The organism is Kitasatospora sp. NEAU-69, from assembly GCF_057158765.1.
In genome coordinates this window covers 138,154-159,596 of the sequence record NZ_JBWXUE010000004.1, presented here as the reverse complement: position 1 = coordinate 159,596, position 21,443 = coordinate 138,154, and the positions used below count along the sequence as shown (strand labels likewise).

At 70.8% G+C, this 21,443-nt stretch carries 19 protein-coding genes and 1 pseudogene; 12 read left to right on the top strand and 8 right to left on the bottom strand.

Going from position 1 to position 21,443, the window contains the following annotated elements:
* The first annotated feature begins 196 nt into the window (after positions 1-196).
* Entirely contained in the window at positions 197-1,135 is a 939-nt protein-coding gene (locus tag AC060L_RS06685) for a DUF4097 family beta strand repeat-containing protein (protein WP_483797597.1), read from the top strand.
* Positions 1,132-2,118 (top strand): annotated as a pseudogene (locus tag AC060L_RS06680) (PadR family transcriptional regulator); the annotation flags it as partial. The gene AC060L_RS06685 and the pseudogene AC060L_RS06680, both read left to right, overlap by 4 nt.
* A gap of 119 nt (positions 2,119-2,237) precedes the next feature.
* Here AC060L_RS06680 and AC060L_RS06675 read toward each other — a convergent pair.
* The gene (locus AC060L_RS06675; RefSeq protein WP_483797595.1) at positions 2,238-3,200 is read right to left on the bottom strand and encodes a zinc-binding dehydrogenase; all 963 of its coding nucleotides are present in this window, start codon (positions 3,198-3,200) and stop codon (positions 2,238-2,240) included.
* An 88-nt stretch (positions 3,201-3,288) separates the two neighbouring features.
* Positions 3,289-4,485: an NAD(P)-dependent malic enzyme gene (locus AC060L_RS06670; RefSeq protein WP_483797593.1), complete on the bottom strand. Its 1,197-nt coding sequence runs from the start codon at positions 4,483-4,485 to the stop codon at positions 3,289-3,291.
* Positions 4,486-5,164: 679 nt separating this feature from the next.
* On the opposite strand from AC060L_RS06670, the gene AC060L_RS06665 reads away from it, so the two are divergent.
* The 4 genes from AC060L_RS06665 to AC060L_RS06650 all read left to right on the top strand — a co-directional run bounded on the left by AC060L_RS06665 (position 5,165) and on the right by AC060L_RS06650 (position 8,716).
* Complete coding sequence (locus AC060L_RS06665) at positions 5,165-6,088, top strand: ABC transporter substrate-binding protein (RefSeq protein WP_483797591.1); 924 nt, start codon at positions 5,165-5,167, stop codon at positions 6,086-6,088.
* Between the two features lie 163 nt (positions 6,089-6,251).
* Positions 6,252-7,121, top strand: coding sequence for an amino acid ABC transporter permease (locus tag AC060L_RS06660; RefSeq protein ID WP_483797589.1), 870 nt, complete (start codon positions 6,252-6,254; stop codon positions 7,119-7,121).
* Between the two features lie 17 nt (positions 7,122-7,138).
* Positions 7,139-7,891 (top strand): amino acid ABC transporter ATP-binding protein, encoded by a 753-nt coding sequence (locus AC060L_RS06655; protein ID WP_483797750.1) that lies wholly within the window; start codon positions 7,139-7,141, stop codon positions 7,889-7,891.
* A 180-nt stretch (positions 7,892-8,071) separates the two neighbouring features.
* The gene (locus tag AC060L_RS06650) at positions 8,072-8,716 is read left to right on the top strand and encodes a CGNR zinc finger domain-containing protein (RefSeq protein WP_483797587.1); all 645 of its coding nucleotides are present in this window, start codon (positions 8,072-8,074) and stop codon (positions 8,714-8,716) included.
* Here AC060L_RS06650 and sodX read toward each other — a convergent pair.
* Positions 8,700-9,176, bottom strand: coding sequence for a nickel-type superoxide dismutase maturation protease (gene sodX / locus AC060L_RS06645; protein ID WP_483797585.1), 477 nt, complete (start codon positions 9,174-9,176; stop codon positions 8,700-8,702). The two genes, AC060L_RS06650 and sodX, sit on opposite strands and share 17 nt — an antisense overlap.
* Positions 9,177-9,391: 215 nt before the next feature.
* Here sodX and sodN point away from each other — a divergent pair, with 215 nt between their 5' ends.
* The 4 genes from sodN to AC060L_RS06625 all read left to right on the top strand — a co-directional run bounded on the left by sodN (position 9,392) and on the right by AC060L_RS06625 (position 12,476).
* A complete protein-coding gene (sodN, locus tag AC060L_RS06640; RefSeq protein ID WP_483797583.1) occupies positions 9,392-9,787 on the top strand; it encodes a superoxide dismutase, Ni in 396 nt (131 codons plus the stop codon).
* A 146-nt stretch (positions 9,788-9,933) separates the two neighbouring features.
* A complete protein-coding gene (locus AC060L_RS06635) occupies positions 9,934-10,410 on the top strand; it encodes an N-acetyltransferase family protein (protein WP_483797581.1) in 477 nt (158 codons plus the stop codon).
* A 277-nt stretch (positions 10,411-10,687) separates the two neighbouring features.
* Entirely contained in the window at positions 10,688-11,119 is a 432-nt protein-coding gene (locus AC060L_RS06630; RefSeq protein WP_483797579.1) for an ATP-binding protein, read from the top strand.
* A gap of 172 nt (positions 11,120-11,291) precedes the next feature.
* Positions 11,292-12,476, top strand: a complete 1,185-nt coding sequence (locus AC060L_RS06625; protein ID WP_483797577.1) for an RNA polymerase sigma factor SigF — start codon at positions 11,292-11,294, stop codon at positions 12,474-12,476.
* Between the two features lie 118 nt (positions 12,477-12,594).
* Here AC060L_RS06625 and AC060L_RS06620 read toward each other — a convergent pair whose 3' ends face one another.
* Entirely contained in the window at positions 12,595-13,068 is a 474-nt protein-coding gene (locus AC060L_RS06620; RefSeq protein WP_483797575.1) for a hypothetical protein, read from the bottom strand.
* A 51-nt stretch (positions 13,069-13,119) separates the two neighbouring features.
* Here AC060L_RS06620 and AC060L_RS06615 point away from each other — a divergent pair, with 51 nt between their 5' ends.
* Together AC060L_RS06615 and AC060L_RS06610 are read left to right on the top strand one after the other, a co-directional pair.
* On the top strand, positions 13,120-14,091 hold the full coding sequence (locus AC060L_RS06615) for a diacylglycerol/lipid kinase family protein (RefSeq protein WP_483797573.1): 972 nt from the start codon (positions 13,120-13,122) through the stop codon (positions 14,089-14,091).
* 373 nt (positions 14,092-14,464) lie between these two features.
* The gene (locus tag AC060L_RS06610) at positions 14,465-14,716 is read left to right on the top strand and encodes a WhiB family transcriptional regulator (RefSeq protein ID WP_014138019.1); all 252 of its coding nucleotides are present in this window, start codon (positions 14,465-14,467) and stop codon (positions 14,714-14,716) included.
* 418 nt (positions 14,717-15,134) lie between these two features.
* On the opposite strand, the gene AC060L_RS06605 is transcribed toward AC060L_RS06610, so the two are convergent.
* The 4 genes from AC060L_RS06605 to AC060L_RS06590 form a co-directional block, all read right to left on the bottom strand.
* Positions 15,135-16,646 (bottom strand): sensor histidine kinase, encoded by a 1,512-nt coding sequence (locus AC060L_RS06605; RefSeq protein WP_483797749.1) that lies wholly within the window; start codon positions 16,644-16,646, stop codon positions 15,135-15,137.
* Between the two features lie 463 nt (positions 16,647-17,109).
* Positions 17,110-18,165, bottom strand: a complete 1,056-nt coding sequence (locus AC060L_RS06600; RefSeq protein WP_483797571.1) for an SIS domain-containing protein — start codon at positions 18,163-18,165, stop codon at positions 17,110-17,112.
* Positions 18,166-18,321: 156 nt separating this feature from the next.
* Positions 18,322-19,629, bottom strand: coding sequence for an extracellular solute-binding protein (locus tag AC060L_RS06595; RefSeq protein ID WP_483797570.1), 1,308 nt, complete (start codon positions 19,627-19,629; stop codon positions 18,322-18,324).
* Positions 19,630-19,884: 255 nt separating this feature from the next.
* Positions 19,885-21,438: a glycoside hydrolase family 3 protein gene (locus AC060L_RS06590; protein ID WP_483797569.1), complete on the bottom strand. Its 1,554-nt coding sequence runs from the start codon at positions 21,436-21,438 to the stop codon at positions 19,885-19,887.
* Positions 21,439-21,443: the final 5 nt, after the last annotated feature.

The window sequence follows — 21,443 nt, the reverse complement described above, 5'->3', positions numbered from 1 at the left end:
GAACGGCCGGCAGACCGCACGACGAAGGGCCCGGGAGGCGACTCCCGGGCCCTTCGTCGCTCTCGGCACGGAGAAGTGCTTGACTTCCCCGTCACGCGATATATCGTGTTTCTCAGAAGACGCGATACATCGCGACTTGCCGGATCGATCGCCTATCCAGCGTACGACGGCGGCCGCGCGACGGGAGGACGAACAGATGAGCCAGTGGACGATCAGCGAGCCCGGCAAGATCGCCATCGACGAGCCGGTCAGCTCGGTGCAGGTGCGGATCATCGGCGGCGCGGTCAACGTGGTCGCCGCCGAGGGCCCGGCCCGCCTGGAGGTCGGCGAGCTGAAGGGCGAGCCGCTCGAGGTCACCCTCGCCGACGGCGTCCTGACCGTGACCTACCCCGACCTGACCTGGAACGACTTCGCCGAGAACTTCAAGTCGGTCGACTCGGTCAAGGGCTTCTTCAACTCGCTGCGCCGCAAGCGCGAGGCGACGGCCGTGGTCTCGCTGACCGTCCCGGCCGACACCGAGGTCCGCACCGGCACGGTCACCGCCGAGACCATCGTCTCCGGCGTGCGCCGGGTGACCAGCACCCGCGCCGTGGGCGGCAGCACCACGCTGGTCGCGCTGGGCGGCCAGATCGACGCCAAGTCGGTCTCCGGCAGCGTGGACGCCCAGTCGGTGACCGGCGAGCTGGACGTCAAGACCATCTCCGGCGACCTGACGGTGATCTCCTCCAGCACCAGCAAGCTGCACGCCAAGACGGTCAGCGGCGCGGTCACCCTCGACCTGGACGCCGGCGCGGCCGAGATCAAGGTCAACACGGTCGGCGGCGACGTCACCGTGCGGCTCCCGCAGCCGGCCGACACCACGGTCGAGGCGGGCAGCACCAGCGGTCAGTTCGCCACCGCCTTCGAGGAGTTGACGGTCGAGGGCGGCTGGGGCTCGAAGAAGCTCAGCGGCACGCTCGGCAGCGGCGCCGGCCGGCTCCAGGTCACCACGGTCAGCGGCGGCGTCTCGCTGCTGCGCCGCCCGGAGTCGCAGGACGACGCCCCGGCCAAGGAGCTGACCACCGCCCCCGCGCCGCGCGACGCCGAGCCGCGCGACAGCGTCCAGGGCGACAACGAGCAGGAGGCGGACGCATGAGCGGCGTGTTCGGACACGGTCGGCTGCGGCTCTACCTGCTGAAGCTGCTGGAGGAGTCGCCGCGACACGGCTACGAGGTGATCCGGCTGCTGGAGGAGCGCTTCCACGGGCTCTACGCGCCGTCCGCCGGCACCGTCTACCCCCGGCTCGCCAAGCTGGAGCAGGAGGGGCTGGTCGAGCACGCGAGCGAGGGTGGCCGCAAGGTCTACCGGATCACCGACGCCGGCCGCGCCGAGCTGACCGACCGCCAGAGTGACCTCGCCGAACTGGAGCTGGAGATCAGCGACTCGGTGACCCAGCTGGCCGGCGCGATCCGCGAGGACGTCCGCGACTCGGCCAAGGACCTGCGCGAGGAGCTGCGCGACGCCGCCCGCAACGCGCCCAGGGCCGACCCGGGCGCCGGCTGGGCCGGGGCCACCGGGCCGCGCACCGGCGATCGCACCGGCGATCCGGCCTGGCAGCGCACCAAGGAGGAGTTCGCCGAGTTCAAGGCCCAGGCGAAGCGGGCCAAGGAGCAGGAGCGGGCCGCCAAGGAGCAGGCCAGGCGCGCGAAGGAGGAGGCCCGCAAGGCCCGCGAGCAGTCCCAGGCGGTCCGCCAGGCGGCCCGGGACGAGGCGCTGCGGATCAAGAACCGGGTCGAGCAGCAGGTCCGCGAGCACGCCGGCAAGGGCGACTGGCCGAGCGGGCTGGCCGAGGGCTTCTCCGAGCTGACCCGCAGCCTGGGCGGGCTGGCCGAGTCGATCCGCTGGGGCGATTCGCCGCGCGAGGAGAAGGTCACCGCCACCCGGGTCGACCTTGGCAAGGACGCCACCGGCGAGGCGACCGGTGACGCCCCGGCCGACCTGCCCGGCTGGGCCCGCACCGACCCGGCCGGCGATCCGACCCGCGAGCTGGACCGGCTGCTCGACCGGTTCCGCGACCAGGTCCGTGACGCGGCCCGGGACGCCGGCACCGTGACGCCCGATCAGCTGACCCAGGCCCAGGCCGTACTAGGAAGGGGGGGAGAGTGGCGGTGCCGATTTCTCGGTGGAGCCTCCGCAAAAAACACCCGAGTGGGGCGCGCGGTACACACCGCGCGCCCCACTCGTGCGTCACGCGACTGTCAGGGCTCCAGCACGATCTTGCCGAAGACCTCGCCCTTCGCCAGGCGCGCGAATCCCTCGCGCGCCTCGCTCAGCGGCAGTACCGAGTCGATCACCGGGCGCACGCCCGCGTGCGCGCAGAGCGCGAGCAGACCGGCCAGCTCCTCCTTGCTGCCCATGGTCGAGCCGACCACCTTGAGCTCCAGGAAGAAGATCCGGTTGAGCTCCGCCGCCTTCGGGTTCGGCCCGGAGGTCGCGCCGGAGATCACGATCGTGCCGCCGGGCCGCAGCGACTTCACCGAGTGCGACCAGGTCGCCGCCCCGACCGTCTCCATCACGGCGTCCACCCGCTCAGGCAGCCGCGCACCGCTCTCGAAGGCGGCGTCCGCGCCGAGCGCCACCGCCCGGGCCCGCTTGGCCTCGTCCCGCCCGGTGACCCAGACCCGCAGGCCGGCCGCCTTGCCGAGGACGATCAGCGCGGTGGCCACCCCGCCGCCGGCGCCCTGCACCAGCACCGTGTCGCCCGGGCGCACGCCCGCGTTCGTGAAGAGCATCCGATAGGCCGTCAGCCAGGCCGTCGGCAGGCAGGCCGCCTCGGCGAAGGAGAGCTCGGCCGGCTTCGGCAGCAGGTTCCAGGTCGGCACCGCGACGCGCTCGGCGAAGGTGCCCTGGTAGCGCTCGGTCAGGATCGAGCGCGGCTCGTTCGGCCCGACCCCGTGGCCGCTCTGGCCGATCACGGAGTGGATGACCACCTCGTTGCCGTGCTCGTCGATCCCAGCGGCGTCGCAGCCCAGGATCATCGGCAGCCGCTCGGCGGGCAGGCCGACCCCGCGCAGCGACCAGAGGTCATGGTGGTTGAGCGTGGCCGCCTTGACGGTCACCACGCTCCAGCCCGGACGGGCCTCGGGCTCGGGCAGTTCCCCGAGCTCCAGCGCACTCAGCGGATCGTCGGCATCGATGCGGGCGGCGTAGGCAGCGAACATGATCCGGACCCTAGCGGGCCGCGGCCGGGGCCCGGAACCACGCGCGAGTGTGACCTGCAACGCGTGTCCCGGGCGCACCGGTGAGGTTTCAGCGGCGCGCGACGCCCTCGCGGCGGGCTGCCTCGGCGACCGCCTTGGTGACCGCCGGCGCGACCCGCGGGTCGAACGGCGAGGGGATCACCCGCTGCGCCGTCAGCTCCTCGGCGACGACCTCGGCCAGCGCCTCGGCGGCGGCCAGCTTCATGCCCTCGGTGATCCGGGTGGCCCGGACCTGCAGCGCGCCGGCGAAGATGCCGGGGAACGCGAGCACGTTGTTGATCTGGTTCGGGAAGTCCGAGCGGCCGGTGGCCACCACGGAGGCGTACTTGTGCGCCACCTCGGGGTGGATCTCCGGGGTCGGGTTGGCCATCGCGAAGATGAAGCAGCCCTTGGCCATGGTCGCCACCGCCTCCTCCGGCACGGTGCCGCCGGAGACGCCGATGAAGACGTCGGCGCCGACCAGCGCGTCGGCCAGCGAGCCCTGCTGCCCGGTCTTGTTGGTCAGCGCGGCGATCTCGGCCTTGACGTCGGTCAGGTCGCCCCGGCCCTCGTACACCACGCCGCGGCGGTCGCAGACCGCCACGTCACCGATGCCGGCCGCGACCAGCATCTTGGCGATCGCGATGCCGGCCGCGCCCGCACCGGAGATGACGGCGCGCAGCTCGGCGATGCCGCGGCCGGTCACCTTGGCGGCGTTCCACAGCGCGGCGGTCGTGACGATCGCGGTGCCGTGCTGGTCGTCGTGGAAGATCGGGATGTCCAGCGCGTCCTGGAGCCGGCGCTCGATCTCGAAGCAGCGCGGGGCGGAGATGTCCTCCAGGTTGACGCCACCGAAGGACGGCGCGAGCCGGACCACGGTCTCGACGATCTCGTCCACCCCGGTGCAGTCCAGCGCGATCGGCACCGCGTCCACGCCGCCGAACTGCTTGAACAGGATCGCCTTGCCCTCCATCACCGGCAGGGACGCCTGCGGGCCGATGTCGCCCAGGCCCAGCACGGCGGTGCCGTCGGTGACGACGGCGACCGTGTTGGCCTTCCAGGTGTAGTCGTTGACCAGCTCGGGCTGCTCGGCGATCGCGGTGCAGACCCGGGCCACGCCCGGGGTGTAGGCCAGGGACAGGTCGTCCGCGTCACGCACCGGGACGGTCGCGCGAATCTCCATCTTGCCGCCGCGGTGCAGCGCGAAGACGGCGTCGACGGGGTCCTCGGTGTCCTGGGTACGAGGGTGAATGATCTCCGCTGCCACGATGATGACCTCTTCGTCATGATCAGTGAGGACGCACGCGGCGACGGGCGTTCGGCCGCCCCCGGGGATGCTGAAATCCCGGGCCCGCCGCAGCGGACCCGGAGCCGGGAGGCGATCGGGCGCGGCCGTCGGACGGGCGCCCTCGAAATGAGGGTTTTGGGTGTTCTGCACTGTGTGCTTCCGGGCCGAGCCTAGGCCCCACTGCCGGCACCGCACCTGTGCCATCGAGCCATAGTCACGCACTGTTCACTGTAGGACTCCACCATCCGGCGCTCGGGCTTCGGAAGAACCCGGGCAGCGGCGCAGTCAACGGTGAATCGGTACGCAAACACGCAGGAGTGAACAGCAGGCGCGGAGGGGAGCTGGTGCCTCGGATACGGAGTCGGCGTCGTCGACTTTCCGGTCCTGCGCACCCCGGTCCTGTCGCGAACCGGCGGCCTCTGTTCGGTGTCGGGGGTCACCCGATAGCAGATTCTGACACACCCGCAGCCCGGCCCGGCAGACCGGGAAGCACGTGGCGAATCCCACATTGAGCATGCACCTGCCACCGCTGGACCTGGGTCGGGACCGGCGGGCGGGACCGGAGGACCGGTGGGAACCTGTTCAGAAGAGATCGGGAAGAGACCGGAAGGAGCGGCGCACCACATCCGCCTTACCGCTCAGCAGGAGGGTCCTCACGATGAGCATCCCTACTCACCGCCCCCACCTGGCCGCCCTCGGCGCGGTCCTGATCGCCGGCACGCTGGTCGTCTCGGGTTGCAGCAGCAGCAAGAGCAGCAGCTCCGGTAGCTCGGGCAGCTCGGCGCTGCCGACGCCCAGCGCGGTCGCCTCGCTGGCCGCCCTGCTTCCCCCCGACATCAAGTCCAGCGGTCAGCTGATCGTCGCCGCCGACGCCTCGTACGCACCGAACGAGTTCAAGGACGCCAACGGCAACATCGTCGGCATGGACGTCGACATGGCCAACGCGATCGCACAGACGCTGGGCCTGAAGGCGAACGTGCAGAACGCCGACTTCACCTCGATCATCCCGGGCATCACGTCGAACAAGTACAACCTCGGGATGAGCTCCTTCACCGACACCAAGGAGCGCGAGGCCACCGTCGACATGGTGACCTACTTCTCGGCCGGTACCGGCACCGCCGTCAAGGCCGGCAACCCCGACAACATCGACCCGAACAACCTGTGCGGCAAGAAGGTCGCCGTGCAGACCGGCACCACCCAGGCCGACCTGATCAAGAACACCCTCAACCCGGCCTGCACGGCGGCCGGCAAGCCGACCATCCCCAACGACGGCGACCAGTTCACGCTGCAGACCGACGTCACCGACGCCGTGGTCTCCGGCCGCGACCAGGTGATGCTCGCCGACTCCCCGGTCGTCGACTACGCGGTCAAGCAGACCAGCGGCCAGCTGGAGAAGATCGGCTCGGTCACCGGCACCGCCCCCTACGGCATCGTGGTCAACAAGGGCTCCGAGCTCGGCAAGGCCGTCCAGGGCGCCGTCAACGAGCTGATCGCGAACGGCACGTACAAGTCCGTCCTGGAGAAGTGGGGAGTCCAGGCGGGCGCCGTCACCCAGTCGGTGATCAACGGCGCCACCAGCTGATCTCCGCCGGGTGATCCCCCGCGACTGATCCCCCGCGACACAACCCCCTGAGGCCATCGTGAACTCTTCAGATCAGGGGGCGGCGCGCCCGGAACGGCCTGAGGCCATCAAGGCCGTCCCGGTACGCCACCCCGGACGCTGGGCCGGAGCAGCAGTCATCCTCGTGCTCATCGCGATGCTGCTCCACGCCCTGATCGCGAATCCCGCCTTCAAATGGGATGTCGTCGGCAACACCATTTTCAACTCGCAGATCCTGCACGGCGTGCGCGTCACGCTGGAGCTGACCGTGCTGTCGATGCTGATGGGCGTGGTCGGCGGCGTGCTGCTGGCGGTGATGCGCCTGTCGCACAATCCGCTGCTCTCCGCGACCGCCTGGGTCTACATCTGGGTCTTCCGCGGTACGCCGGTGCTGGTCCAGCTGGTGTTCTGGAACTTCCTCGGCGCGCTCTGGGTGAAGCTCTCGATCGGCATCCCGTTCGGACCCTCGTTCTGGTCCGGCTCGACGAACACGCTGATCCCGGTCTTCACCGCCGCCCTGCTGGGCCTGGGCCTCAACGAGGCGGCCTACATGGCGGAGATCGTCCGCGGCGGCATCCAGTCGGTGGACGAGGGCCAGACCGAGGCCGCCCACGCGCTCGGCATGAGCCATGCCGCCACGCTGCGCCGGATCGTGCTGCCACAGGCGATGCGGGTGATCGTCCCGCCGACCGGCAACGAGACCATCTCGATGCTGAAGACCACCTCGCTGGTCCAGGTCATCTCGCTGCAGGAGCTGTTCACGGCCGGCCACGACATCTACTCGCGCACGTTCCAGACGATCCCGGTGCTGATCGCGGTGAGCTGCTGGTACCTCTTCATGACCTCGATCCTGACCGTCGGCCAGTACTACGTTGAGAGGTACTACGCACGGGGTGCCAACCGCACGCTGCCGCCCACTCCGCTGCAGCGGCTGCGCCGGCTGATCGCCGGCAAGACCGTGCCGAGCGCCAAGTCCGACGTGGTGCCGGGGCTCGAAGGAGGCGGTCACGTATGACCGAGCAGAGCGGGGTGATGGTCAGGGCCGAGCGGGTGCATAAGTCGTACGGCCTGGTCGAGGTGCTCAAGGGCATCGACCTGGAGGTGCGGCAGAGCGAGGTGTTCTGCCTGGTCGGCCCGTCCGGCTCCGGGAAATCGACCTTCCTGCGCTGCATCAACCACCTGGAGAAGATCAACGCCGGACGGCTCTGGGTGGACGGCGAGCTGGTCGGCTACCGCCAGAAGGGCGAGAAGCTCTACGAGCTCAGGGACCGCGAGGTCGCGATGAAGCGGCGCGACATCGGCATGGTCTTCCAGCGCTTCAACCTGTTCCCGCACATGACCGCGGTGGACAACGTCATGGAGGCGCCGATCCGGGTCAAGCGGAAGGGCAAGGCCGAGGCCAGGGGCGAGGCGCTGGCGCTGCTGGAGCGGGTGGGCATGGTCGAGAAGGCCGGGAACTACCCGTCGCAGCTCTCCGGCGGCCAGCAGCAGCGGGTCGCGATCGCCCGGGCGCTGGCCATGCACCCCAAGCTGATGCTCTTCGACGAGCCCACCTCGGCGCTCGACCCCGAGCTGGTCGGCGAGGTGCTGGACGTGATGCGCCGGCTGGCCGAGGACGGCATGACGATGATCGTCGTCACGCACGAGATGGGCTTCGCCCGCGAGGTCGGCGACGCGCTGGTCTTCATGGACGACGGCGTGGTGGTCGAGGCCGGCCATCCGAGGGAGGTGCTGACCAACCCGCAGCACGAGCGGACGAAGGCCTTCCTCTCCAAGGTGCTGTAGCGCCGCGGACCGGCTCGGCGGACGGGCATCGAGGGCGCGGGTGCTTCGGCGCATGCCCGCGCGCACTGCGGAAGGTGCGCGGCGGATCCGGCGAACCGGTACCGGTGGCTCCGCCTTCGTCCTGAGCCGAGAAGGTAATAGGCTGAAAGCTGCTTGCCCGTTACCGCCCGGAGGATCGCCGTGGAGCTCGCCCTGTACGCCGACTACGCCGTTCGGCTGGTGAACAGCGAGGAACCCGAGCGCGGCACCGACGCGCTGACCAGCGTGGAGGCCGTCCGCACGCTGTTCGGCCGCCCCGACTCGCGCGGCGCCCGGCTCGCCGAGGAGGGCGACCTGCCCCGGCTGCGCGAGGTGCGGGCCCGGCTGCGGGCGGTCTTCGAGGCCGCCGCGGCCGGTCAGGAGGTGCGCGGCGTCGATCTGCTGAACGCCCTGCTGGTCGAGTACCCGGTCAGCCCGCTGGTCTCCGGCCACGACTACCTGGACGAGAGCGGCCGGCCGCGCTGGCACCTGCACCTGGCCGACAACGCGCCGAGCGCCACCGCGAACTTCACCGCGGTGGCCTGCATGGGGCTGGCGATCCACCTGACCGAGCTGGGCGCCGACCGGCTCGGCATCTGCCAGGCGGCACCGTGCCGCAACGCCTATCTGGACACCTCGACCAACCGCTCCCGGCGGTACTGCTCGGACCGCTGCGCGACCCGGGCCAACGTGGCGGCCTACCGGGCCCGCAAGCGCCAGGAGGCGGCTGCCGCGGCCGCTGCGACGGGCCCCGCCGCTGGCCCCGCCACGGACACCGGCACCGGCACCGCTACAGCTCGGGACTGAGCTGCCGGAAGACACCGAACCGCGCCGCCAGGCCCGGCACCCGGTCCAGCGGCCAGCCGGTCAGCAGCCGCTCCAGCCAGCCGGCCGGGGCCAGCCAGACCGGGTTGGGCGCCAGCCGCAGCAGCACCCGGCCGAGCACCAACTCGGCCGGAACGGCGCCGTACTCGCGGCTGTCGTTGCCCAGGAACTGGTTGTCGGAGAGCAGCCACCACCCCTTGGCCCGGTGCTCGGCCGCTCGTTTGACCACCAACAGGTCCTGGCGCAGCGGGTGCCGGGCCAGCACCACGGCGCCCGGCCGCACCTTGGCGCCGTACCTGACCAGCAGCCGGTCACCGTGGTACAGCGTCGGCACCATCGAGGGCCCGGACACGTCCGTCACCCCGAGCGGCACCAGCCCGCCTCCGCTCTGCTCCACCGGCTCCGGTTCCGAGTCGGTTTCCCGCCGCCGCAGCGCCCTCATCGCACCCGCCTCCTTGTCGCATCATCAGCCAGTCGTACCGTCAGTTCCATACCGTCCGGCAGGACTATTCGTCCAGCATCCCGTATCGACAACGTCTGTCCGATATCACCCGGTTCCAGCTCCGTCTTTTGCCCTAGGCCCCGCTCCCGACCGAGAGAAGCGGGGGTCGGCGGGGTAGTCTCAGCCGCGGGAAGACGATCTAAGGAAGGACTCCCATGTTCTCTCGTCTGTTTGCGCCGCGAGTCACCGCCCACGCCCACTGCGACCTGCCCTGCGGTGTCTACGACCCCGCTCAGGCGCGCATCGAGGCCGAGTCGGTGAAGGCCACTCAGGAGAAGTACCAGGCCAACGAGGACGCCCACTTCCGCGCTCGCGCCATCATCATCAAGGAGCAGCGCGCGGAGGCCGTCAAGCACCACATCTCGGTGCTGTGGAGCGACTACTTCAAGGCCCCGCACTTCGAGAAGTACCCGCAGCTGCACCAGCTGGTCAACGACACCCTGAAGGCCGCCTCGGCCACCAAGGCGTCGACCGACCCGGCCACCGGCCAGGCGCTGCTCGACCTGATCGCCCAGATCGACAAGATCTTCTGGGAGACCAAGCAGGCCTGATCCCGGGATTGCCCGGTCAAGGTACGAACGAAGCCCCTCACTCTGCCGAGTGAGGGGCTTCGTTCGTACCTTGACCCGGCCCTGGTCCTCCCTTGAACACGCCTTGACCACGGGTTCGAGCGGCGCCGCCAAGTACCCTCGACGGCATGATCAGAACTGCCGCAGTCGAGGACGTCCCGACCATCATCGAGCTGATCCGCGAGCTGGCGGACTACGAGAAGGCGCTGGACAAGGCGAAGGCCACCGAGGAGCAGCTGCGCGAGGCGCTGTTCGGCGCCGATCCGGCCGTGTACGGGCTGATCGCCGAGGACGACGCGAGCGGCGCCACCGTCGGCTTCGCGCTCTGGTTCCGCAACTTCTCCACCTGGACGGGGACCCACGGGATCTACCTGGAGGACCTCTACGTGCGCCCCGAGGCGCGCGGCGGCGGGCACGGCAAGGCGCTGCTGACCGAGCTGGCCGCGATCGCGGTGGAGCGCGGCTACCAGCGCCTGGAGTGGTCGGTGCTGGACTGGAACGAGCCGTCCATCGGCTTCTACCGCTCGCTCGGCGCCGAGGCCATGGACGAATGGACGGTCTACCGCATGACCGGGCCCGCACTGCGCGAACTCGGCACCCGCTGAGCCGCTGCCGGCGACCGGCCGGGGCGCCCCCGGGGCACCCCTCGGGCGCGCGCCCGACGACCCCGCGCGGGGGAATCCGGTCCCAGGTCGCGACATCAGCGGACGTATCGCGGTAACGTCTCGGCGGACGGCCCGCGTCCGGCCCCTCCTGACTGGGTAGGACTCGGTACGTACCGCACCACCCCTCAAGACAGTTGGGGCGAAGCAGTTGAGCCAAGCAACAGAACGTGCCAGGGCCGTGGAGCCGGAAGCACAGCGCGTCACCCAGGAGGTGAGGGTGTCCCAGATCGACGGTGGTCCCGAGACCCGGGACGGCCTCAACACCCAGGATTTCGTCGAAGTCCGGCTGCCCGCCCAGGGGGCCTACCTCTCGGTGCTGCGGACGGCCACCGCCGGCCTCGCGGCCCGGCTGGACTTCACTCTCGACGAGATCGAGGACCTGCGGATCGCGGTCGACGAGGCCTGCGCCATCCTGCTCCAGCAGGCGGTGCCGGGTTCGGTGCTGTCCTGCGAGTTCAAGCTGGTCGGCGACGCGCTGCGGGTCACCGTCTCGGCACCGACCACCGACGGCCGGGCGCCCGAGCGCGACACCTTCGCCTGGACGGTGCTCTCGGCACTGGCCGGCGAGGTGGAGTCCTCGGTGGCCGAGGACCGCACGGTCAGCATCAGCCTGCACAAGAAGCGCGGCGGGAGCATCGCCCAGCCGTGACCCGGTCACCGGCCGGGCCGGGCGGCCCACTGCCGCTCGGCCCGGCCGCATCGCTACCGGTCGGTCGCGGGGGAAATCGCTCCCGCTGCGCGGTCCGGTCGCGGTACAACCAATGTGATGGCCCGGACGCGCAGGCGTTCCGGGCGCTCCCGGAACGGAACGGGGGATCGCCGTGAGTGATCTGGATCGCAACGCCGCAGTCGGGCCACGGCTCGCCGACGGCCTGCCGACGGGCTCCGCGCCCACCGGCGGCCCTGTCGCGCGCGCAGCCGCGGTCGGCCGCCGCACCGTACCGGCCCAGCCGGGCGGGCCCGTGCCGGGCCCCGCCGTCCCCCACGAAGCGCACCCGAAGGACGCCCAGCGGATGAGCCAGCCGACCGACCCCACGCCGGAGCCGACGGCTGTCCCGCGGACCGAGGACGTCCTGGACCAGCAGAACGGGCACGAGCCGCGGGCCGACGGGCAGCACACCGAAGGTGGGCAGCAGGGCGAAGAGGAGCACGAAGCGGACGAGTTGCTGGCCGAACACGAGGCCGCCGAGGTGGCCGAGGCGGTCCGGGCCGCGCTGCCCGCCCAGACCGCGGTGCACCACCGCAGCGGGGCACCCGACCGCGAGGCGGCCCGGGCGCTCTTCGTCCAGCTGTCCTCGCTGCCCGAGGGCTCGCCCGAGCGGGTGGAGCTGCGCAACCAGCTGGTCCGGATGCACATCCCGCTGGTCGAGCACCTGGCCCGGCGGTTCCGCAACCGCGGCGAGCCGCTCGACGACCTGACCCAGGTGGCCACCATCGGCCTGATCAAGTCGGTGGACCGGTTCGACCACGAGCGCGGGGTCGAGTTCTCCACCTACGCGACGCCGACCATCGTCGGCGAGATCAAGCGGCACTTCCGGGACAAGGGCTGGGCGGTGCGGGTGCCGCGCCGGCTCCAGGAGCTGCGGCTGTCGCTGACCACGGCGACCAGCGAGCTCTCCCAGCGGCACGGCCGCTCCCCCACGGTGCACGAGCTGGCCGAGCACCTCGGCATCTCCGAGGAGGACGTGCTGGAGGGCCTGGAGTCCGCCAACGCGTACTCCACGCTCTCGCTCGACGTGCCGGACAGCGACGACGAGTCGCCGGCCGTGGCGGACACCCTGGGCGCCACCGACGAGGCGCTGGAGGGCGTCGAGTACCGCGAGTCGCTCAAGCCGCTGCTGGCCCAACTGCCCCAGCGCGAACAGAAGATCCTGGTGCTGCGGTTCTTCCGGAACATGACGCAGTCGCAGATCGCGGCCGAGGTCGGCATCTCGCAGATGCACGTCTCCCGGCTGCTCGCCCGCACCCTCGCACAGCTGCGCGACAAGCTGCTGGTCGAGGAGTAACCCGGCACGGCGCCACCAACGGCCGGTGGAGGTCCGACGTCATCGTCGAACCCCCACCGGCCGCGTCGTGCTCCCGCCGCGTCGTGTTGCCGCCCGGACAGGCCCTAAGGCCTGCGGCTCAGCTCTCGGTGCTGTAGAGCAGCGCGGTGATCTTCGGGTTGAGCAGCGTCACCAGCCCGGCGATGCCGACCACGCCCACCAGGGCGCCCAGCGGCGCCATCGCGCCCCCGCTCTGCCACATGTAGTACGCCACCGGCAGGCAGATCGAGTGCGTCAGCACCGCCGGGCTGCGGCCCCAGCGGCGCAGCTTCAGCAGCGCCCGGGCAGCCAGCAGCGGCAGCACCCCCATCAGCAGGATCACCGCGCCGCCGTACTCGACCAGCGCCTGGTTGCGGGTGCTCTCGACCAGCCCGGCCACGATCATGTAGCCGCCCCAGGCGACCAGCGCCGAGCCCTCGGCGAAGGACAGGGCCACGGCGGCGAGCAGCTGCGCCGGACGGCCGGCGGGCGCGGCCGGGTCGGCGGAGGCAGCGGTGCCCTCTCCCGCGGCGTCGGCCGCGGCGGAGCTCGGGGTGGAGGTTTCTGCGGTCACTCAAGCAGGGTAGCCGCCACCGCCCCACCGCAGAGCCGTAGGCTGAACCTCATGCGCGCGCTTCTGGTCGTCAATCCGAAGGCCACCACCACCAGCGGCCGGACCAGAGACGTGCTGACCCACGCCCTGCGCAGTGATCTGAAACTCGACGTCGCGGTCACCGAGTACCGCGGCCACGCCCGTGACCTGGCCCGCGAGGCGGCCGCCGACGGCTCGGTGGATCTGGTGGTGGCGCTCGGCGGCGACGGGACCGTCAACGAGGTCGTCAACGGACTGCTCGCGAACGGCCCCTCCGAACGGGTGCCGAGACTGGCGATCGTGCCGGGCGGCAGTACCAATGTCTTCGCCCGCGCGCTCGGGCTGCCGAACCACCCGGTGGAGGCGACCGGCGTCCTGCTGGACGCACTGGAGTGCCGGCGGGAACGGGCGATCTCACTCGGCAAGGCGATGACCGACGGGCTGCCGGACCGCTGGTTCACCTTCACGGCCGGCCTCGGCTTCGACGCGGGCGTGGTGGGCCGGGTCGAGGAACAGCGGAAGTCCGGGCGGAAATCGACGCACGCGCTCTACATCCGCGAAGCGCTCCGGCACTACGTCACCGAACGTGAACACCGGAAATCCGGCCCCGTGACGCTCGAACTCCCCGGCCGCGCACCGCAACCCGGCCTCGTGATGACCATAGTGTCGAACACTTCGCCGTGGACCTTTCTGGGCAACCGTCCGGTGCTGCCTTCTCCCTCGGCGTCCTTCGAAACCGACCTTGACGTCTTCGGCATCACTCGAATGACGGCGTTCGGAACGGCTCGTACGGTCCGTCAGATTCTGCGGCCGCACACTCCTTCGGAGCAATCACCCAAGGCCGCCGGGCCGTCCGGTAAGCACGTCGTCTCCTATCACGACGTCAGACACTTCACCTTGGTTTCACAGGAACCGGCCCCATTTCAGGTCGATGGGGACCACCTTGGAGACAGGAGTCGCGTCAGTTTCACAGGCGTACGCCGGGCACTGCGTGTGATTGTGTGACCAGAAGGGGGTCCCGCCCTTCTTCTCGAACGCGCTAGCCCCCTTCACCCCATAGAAGTACGGCCTGTGAGGTAGGCGACACCGAAGAATCAAAAATTCCTCCTCGAAGGGGGTTGTATCCAGGCCCGAGGTTTGCGAACCTCTACATGGCGATCGGGACGCGGCGCGGTGGGACAGCGCAGCGGCCCCACTGAGCATCCCGACGACTGGGACTCCTCAGGATTCGCCCGAACCCCCCTTCAGCGAAGACCGTCAGGCCGTAGAGGCCTTTGGTCCCTTTTGCCGTTGTGGGATTCGTGAAAGCGTTCACATTCACAAGCCATCGATTGAGCTGACCGGTCCACCGCCTGTCAGTCGGAGGAGTTGGACGACCATGGACTGGCGCCACCGCGCTGTCTGCCGCGAAGAGGACCCGGAGCTGTTCTTCCCGATCGGGAACACCGGCCCTGCTCTGCTGCAGATCGAGGAAGCCAAGGCCGTGTGCCGCCGCTGCCCCGTCATGGAGCAGTGTCTGCAGTGGGCCCTGGAGACCGGCCAGGACGCCGGCGTCTGGGGTGGCATGAGCGAGGACGAGCGTCGTGCGATGAAGCGTCGCGCCGCCCGCAACCGCGCCCGCACCGCCTGATCAACCGCAGTACTGATCAACCGATCAGCCGCAGTACCGATCAACACACGATCACAGGCTTCGGCCGCCACTCCGTCGAAGCCTTCCGCAGGAGCAGCCCGCGTCAGCGGCGTCTGCTACCGCAGTACCGGGGCAACCTGGCACAGCTCGGCCCGGCCACTTGATACCGTTCACGCAGAGCAATATCGTGGACGTGGGACGCTCACCGTACGCAATATGGCGGGACGGGCGACCCGACGGTGACCGCTGTCGCGCCGACAGCCGCCACGCCCCATAGAGCCCCCGTTCCGACCGACTCCCCCCGACGGCCGGAACGGGTTGAGAGGCCCTGCCGACCCACCCCCCCCGGTCGGCAGGGTCTCGTTTCTCTTTCCCCACCCGGCTGCCCCCGCTGCACCGGCCCCCCGCCGCACCGGCCTCACGGCACCGGGATCTCCAGCACCACCTTGGTGCCGCCACCCGGGGCAGCGACCATGTCGAAGGTGCCGCCCAACTCACCGGTGGCCAGCGTCCGGACGATCTGCAGCCCGAGGTTCCCGGCCTGCTGCGGGTCGAAGCCCTCCGGCATCCCGCGCCCGTTGTCCTGCACGGTGATCAGCAGGTACTCGCTCGGCTTCGCACCGGCGTTCCAACTGTCCGACCAGCCCATCCCGGTGGCCGGCGCGCGGCCACGCAGCGCGCTCACCTCCAGGTTGCCGGCCGCCTCCGGCTCGAACGCGTGCTCCAGCGCGTTCTGCAGCAGCTCGGTCAGCACCATCGCGAGCGGCGTGGCCACCTCGGCCGCCAGGATGCCGAAGCTGCCGCTGCGCCGGGTGGTCACCTGGCCGTCCTGGGAGAGCTCCATCACCATCGCGAGCACCCGGTCGGCGATCTCGTCGAAGGCGACCTGCTCGTCCAGCGTCTGCGAGAGCGTCTCGTGCACGATCGCGATCGAGCCGACCCGGCGCACCGCCTCGTCCAGCGCGGAGCGGCCGTCGTCCGACTCCATCCGGCGGGCCTGGAGGCGCAGCAGCGCCGCGACCGTCTGCAGGTTGTTCTTCACCCGGTGGTGGATCTCCCGGATGGTCGCGTCCTTGGTCATCAACTCCCGGTCCCGGCGCCGCAACTCGGTGACGTCCCGGGCCAGCACCAGCGAGCCGGTGTGCACGCCCTTCGGCTTGAGCGGGATCGCGCGCAGCGTCACCACGCCGCCCTGGGCCTCGATCTCGGCCTGCCGGGGCGCCCAGCCACTGGCCAGCTTGACCAGCGCCTCGTGCACCGCGCCGCGCGATGGGGGCGCCAACTCGGCCGTGGTGCGCCCGAGGTGACCACCCACCAGGTCCGTGGTCAGGCCGAGGCGGTGGTAGGCGGAGAGCGCGTTCGGGCTCGCGTACGTGACGATGCCGTCGGCGTCGAGCCGGATCAGGCCGTCACCGACCCGGGGAGCCGCGTCCATGTCCACCTGCTCGTCGCCGGCATAGGGAAACGTTCCGGCGGCGATCATCTGGGCCAGGTCGGAGGCGCTCTGCAGGTAGGTGAGCTCCAGCCGGCTCGGGGTGCGCACGGTGAGCAGGTTGGTGTTGCGGGCGATCACGCCGAGCACCCGGCCCTCGCGGCGGACCGGGATCGACTCGACCCGGACCGGCACCTCCTCGCGCCACTCCGGGTCGCCCTCGCGCACGATCCGGCCCTCGTCGAAGGCCGCGTCCAGCAGCGGGCGGCGGCCACGCGGCACCAGGTGGCCGACCATGTCGTCCTGGTAGGAGGTCGGGCCGGTGTTCGGGCGCATCTGGGCGACCGAGACGTAGCGGATGCCGTCCCAGGTGGGGATCCACAGCACCAGGTCGGCGAAGGAGAGGTCGGAGAGCAGCTGCCACTCCGAGACCAGCATGTGGAGCCACTCCACGTCGGCACCGGTGAGGGTGGTGTGGCGGCGGACGAGTTCGTTCAACGAGGGCACAGGGCCGAGAGTAGCCGGGATGCCGGGCGGGGCGCCGCGCGGGCGGCGGCCCGGCCTGCCCCCGGGTGTCCCGGCCCGGGGCGGCCCGAAGTTGTCCAGACCAATTTTCGGAGCTCCCCTGGACAACCCAGATTGGTCTAGTCCACAATGAAGGAGCACCAAGGAGAGACCGACTCGCGCTACTGCCCTGACCGCGCGTGGGTCCTCCTCGGTCGGCCGCCGCCGCACCGGGACCCCGCACAGTTCCGCTGCCCGATCGGCGTCCGACGACAGCTCCGGGCTGCGGTGCCGCATGGGTTGAGGGTCCCGTGTCGGCGCCGTGGCCCGTAGTGTTTTCCAGGCGTGTCTTCCGGCCCGTGATGCACCGAGGCCCCCTAATCGCTGAGCGATTAGGGGGCCTCGGTGCATCACGGGCCCCGCTGCTCCCCCCTCGGGGAGAACAGCGGGGTGCCGGTCAGTGCGTCTCGGTGACCTTGGCGAGCGCGCGCGGCGCGTCCGGATCCTGGCCACGGGCGATGGTGACCTCGTAGGCCAGCTGCTGGAGCGGCAGGATCTCCAGGATCGGCTGGACCTCCTCGGGCACGCCGGCGGGCAGCGCGAAGCCCGCCGAGGCGGCGTCCACCTGGTCCTGCTGGCCGACCACCACGAGGTCCGCGCCACGCCCGCGCAGCCGGTCCAGGACCGGCTGCAGCGCGTCGCCGCCCTTGCCGTCCGGCACGATCGCGATGACCGGCGAGACGTTGTCCACCATGGCCAGCGGGCCGTGCAGCAGGTCGGCGCCGGAGAACGGGGAGGCCGGGATGTACGTGGTCTCCATCAGCTTCAGCGCCGCCTCGCGGGCGGTCGGGTAGCCGTAGCCGCGCGAGGTGATGACCAGGCGCTGGGCGAACCGGTAGCGCTCCGCCAGCGCCTTGATCTCGGCCTGGCGGGCCAGCACGCCGGCGGCCAGCTCCGGCAGCACCTTGGCGGCCGCGCCGTCGTTGCCGCGCAGGCCCTCGACGAAGAGGTAGAGCGCGAGCAGCTCGGCGGTGTACGTCTTGGTGGCCGGCAGCGCCTTCTCCGGGCCCGCCAGCACGTCGATGTGGAACTCGGAGACCTCGGCCAGCGGCGAGCCCGGGTTGTTGGTCACCGCGAGCGTGATCGCGCCGGCCTCGCGGGCCGCCTTGGTGGAGGCGACCAGGTCGGGCGAGCCGCCGGACTGGCTGACCGTGATCACCAGAACGTCGCGCAGGTCCGGCTTGGCACCGTACGCGGTCGTGGTGGACATCGAGGTGAGGCCGGCCGGCTTGCCGAGCAGCACCTCGATCAGGTACTTCGCGTACAGCGCCGCGTTGTCCGAGGTGCCACGCGCGGTGAGCAGGACGAAACGGGGGTTGCGGGCGGCGATCTCGGCGGCGATCTCGCGGATCTTCGGGGCACCCTCGTCGAGGATGCGCTGCAGGACGGCCGGCTGCTCGGCCATCTCCGCCGCCATGATCTTTCCGGGGACGTGGGCCTGCTGGTCGGACATCTGATGAGCCTCCGATGAGATGGTTCTACCCCACCGGGCGGCTGCCCGGCGGGACCTCTTACGGCGGCGAGTCCGCACACTCGTTCCGCATTGCTGAGCCGATCCTACGGGGGCGGGCGACCTCGGGCACACCCGAGGGGGCACCGCCCGAGGCGGTCAGGAGGGGGTGTTGATCAACTTGTCGATCTGCGCGTCCGCGGCCTTGGCGGCCTGGTCCACCGAGGTCCCGGTGAGGATCGCGTTCAGCATGTTCACCAGCACGTTCTGCTTCTCCACCGCGCTCCAGCCGGGGGCCAGCGGGGTGAACCAGGCGTCCGGCACGGCGTTCGCGGCGGCGGCCGTCTCGGGTCTGTACCTGAGCGGGTCCAGCTGCGCGAGGTTGTTCGGCAGGATCCCCTTGTCCGCCAGCAGCTGCTCGGACTTGTTGTCGGTGAACAGCTTCACCCAGGCCGTCGCCGCGTCGGTGACCTTCGACTTCGCGGTGACCGCGAGGTCCGATCCGCCGATGAAGCTGGGCAGCGGCTTGCCGTTCGGCCCCGGCATGCCGGCCACCTTGAGCACGTCCTTGAGCGAGGGGTCGCCGGCCGGCGCGGTGGACGCGCTCGCGGCCTCCCAGCCGTTGCCGTAGATGACGGCGGTCTCCTTCTTGCCGAGCACGTCGGACTGGTGCAGCTCATTGACCGTCAGGTCGCCGTGGTTGTACTTCTTCACCAGGTCGGTGAAGTGCGCGATCCCCTGCTCGGACTTCGGATCCTCCAGCGTGCCATGCCAGTTGCCGCTGCTGTCGAAGCGGGCGATGGTGCCGCCGTAGGCCGCGACGTACGACATCGCCGCGTACCAGTACGGGCCGGGCAGGTAGAGCGCGGAGAACGCCTTGTCGCCCTTCTGGGCCGCCTGGAGCTTGTCCAGAGCCGCCGTCAGGTCGTCCTCGGTGGTCGGGAAGTCCGCACTGCCGGTGGCCTGCTGGAACAGCTGCGGGTTGTAGACGGCGACCCGGGCACCCGCGTAGTACGGCACGCAGAACAGCTTGTCGTTGTAGCTGCAGGTGTTCTCCAGGCCGCGGATCCAGCTGTCCGAGTTCTCGAAGTTCGCCTTGTCGAGATTCGCCAGCGAGCCGTTCAGGATGTACTTCATGGTCTCGGTGTTGCCGAGCTCGACCACGTCCGGCGCATTGCCCTGGGCGAGTGCCGCGTCCAGGTTCTTCACCTTGTCGGCCCAGGTCTGGTAGCTCAACTGGAGCTTGATGTTGGGGTACTTGGCCGCGAACTCGTCATTGACCTGCTGGACCAGCTCCGGCCAGTTCGTCTGCGCGTCGTTCATCAGCCAGATGGTGAGCGTGCCGGTGGCCGGGTCCGCACCCGCGCTGCTCTGGGCGGCCTGCGGGGCCGTGGCGCCGCCCCCGCAGGCGGCCAGGCCGGAGACGAGGACGGTGGCGACGGACGCGGCCATCAGCTGACGCTTCACGCGGTTCCTCCGGAAGAGCGCGGTCCGGGTGTGGTCCAGACCAGATTTGTGGAGAGCCTGGCCTAGACCAAAGTCACTGTCAATACTTGAGGTTGCGTTAATTCCTGCTTAATACATGACAATTGACAATGCGCGGAATGTCCATCCCCCATCATCCGGACGAAAAACGCAAAGGGGCCCTACGGAGGAACGAAATCCTCCGCAGGGCCCGCGATGCTGAGCGGCGGTCCAAGTCGGCCAGTCGTCCGCCCGGTGTCAGGACCGGACGGACGGCTGTCCGGTCAGCACCTCCACTGCGGCCAGGCCGCAGACTCGGGCGGCGCCGTGGGTGGCGATGTGCAGCGCGCCGGCCGGCTGGGCCTGCGGCACCCCCATCTCGACCACCAGGGCGTCCGGGCGGACGGCCATCACCTGCCGCAGCACGGTGGCCATCCAGTCGTGCCGGTGCACGTCGCGCACCACCAGCACCAGCCGGCGGCCGTCCGCGTCCGCCAGCACCCGTGCGACCAGCTCGTCCAGCCGCCCGGCGGCGGCCTCGGCGGGGCCGACGCTGAGCGTGCGAGTGCCCGGGAACCGCTCGGCGAGCATCCCGGCGACCCCCCACGGCGTCTCGTCGCCGACCGCGATGTTCGCCTCGGGCGAGAAGGACGCGACGTACGGCCGGTCGGTGACCGGGACGAACGGCTGCGCCGGGTCGGCCGTCACCCGCAGCGCCCGGCGGGCGGCCCGCAGGCCGATCGACAGGTCCGGCTCGGTGACGGCGGCCTGCGACGAGATCCGGGCCCAGCTGCCGAGCGCGCGGACCCGGGCGGCGGCGTCGGCGAGCCGCTCCGGCGGGATCCGGCCGGAGCGGACCGCCTCCACGATCGCGTCCCGCAGTTGCAGCACGGTCTCCTCGTCGGCCAGTCCGCCACCGACGCAGATCGCGTCCGCGCCCGCGGCCAGCGCCAGCACCGTCCCCTCCGCGATGCCGAACGTGTCCGCGATGGCGCCCATCTCGACCGCGTCGGTGACGATCAGGCCGTCGTAACCGAGCCCGCCCTCGGCCGTCCGCGCCCGCAGCAGGCCGCTGAGCACGGCCCGGCTCAGCGTGGCCGGGTAGACCGGGTCGAGCGCCGGGATCATGATGTGCGCGCTCATCACGGCCTTCGCGCCGGCCGCGATCGCGGCCCGGAACGGCACCAGGTCGCGCGAGCTCAGCAGGTCCACGTCCACGTCCACCACCGGCAGACCGTGGTGCGAGTCGACGACCGTGTCGCCGTGACCCGGGAAGTGCTTCGCGCAGGCGGCCACGCCCACCGACTGCAGGCCCTCCACCCAGGCGGCGGTGTGCCGGGCGCACAGCTCCGGGTCGGCGCCGAACGAGCGCACCCCGATCACCGGGTTGCCCGGGTTGGAGTTGACGTCCGCCGAGGGCGCCCAGTTGTAGTTGATGCCGCACTCGGCCAGCGCGCGGCCGAGCTCACGGGCCACGTCCCGGGTCAGCGCCGGGTCGTCGATCGCGCCGAGCGCCAGGTTGCCCGGCCAGGAGGAGCCGGAGCCGGCCTCCAGGCGGGTGACGTCGCCGCCCTCCTCGTCGATCGCGATCAGCACGTCGGGGTTCTCCCGGCGCAGGCTCGCGGTCAGCGCGGCCAACTGGGCCGGGCTGGTGACGTTGCGGCCGAAGAGCGCGACCGATCCGAGGCCGGCCGCCAGGTGGCGGTGCACCCACTCGGGTGCCTCGGTGCCCTCGAAGCCGGGCTGCAGGACGGTGAGCGCGTCGCGGTGCAGTTGGTCGCTGTCCGCGATGCTCGGGATGAGGATGCTCACGGTGA

Excerpts from the sequence above, each read along its gene's own strand:
- AC060L_RS06685 (WP_483797597.1), top strand. The coding sequence starts at position 197 with ATGAGCCAGTGGACGATCAGCGAGCCCGGCAAGATCGCCATCGACGAG.
- AC060L_RS06675 (WP_483797595.1), bottom strand. The coding sequence starts at position 3,200 with ATGTTCGCTGCCTACGCCGCCCGCATCGATGCCGACGATCCGCTGAGT.
- AC060L_RS06665 (WP_483797591.1), top strand. The coding sequence starts at position 5,165 with ATGAGCATCCCTACTCACCGCCCCCACCTGGCCGCCCTCGGCGCGGTC.
- AC060L_RS06655 (WP_483797750.1), top strand. The coding sequence starts at position 7,139 with ATGGTCAGGGCCGAGCGGGTGCATAAGTCGTACGGCCTGGTCGAGGTG.
- sodX (WP_483797585.1), bottom strand. The coding sequence starts at position 9,176 with ATGAGGGCGCTGCGGCGGCGGGAAACCGACTCGGAACCGGAGCCGGTG.
- sodN (WP_483797583.1), top strand. The coding sequence starts at position 9,392 with ATGTTCTCTCGTCTGTTTGCGCCGCGAGTCACCGCCCACGCCCACTGC.
- AC060L_RS06635 (WP_483797581.1), top strand. The coding sequence starts at position 9,934 with ATGATCAGAACTGCCGCAGTCGAGGACGTCCCGACCATCATCGAGCTG.
- AC060L_RS06615 (WP_483797573.1), top strand. The coding sequence starts at position 13,120 with ATGCGCGCGCTTCTGGTCGTCAATCCGAAGGCCACCACCACCAGCGGC.
- AC060L_RS06610 (WP_014138019.1), top strand. The coding sequence starts at position 14,465 with ATGGACTGGCGCCACCGCGCTGTCTGCCGCGAAGAGGACCCGGAGCTG.
- AC060L_RS06600 (WP_483797571.1), bottom strand. The coding sequence starts at position 18,165 with ATGTCCGACCAGCAGGCCCACGTCCCCGGAAAGATCATGGCGGCGGAG.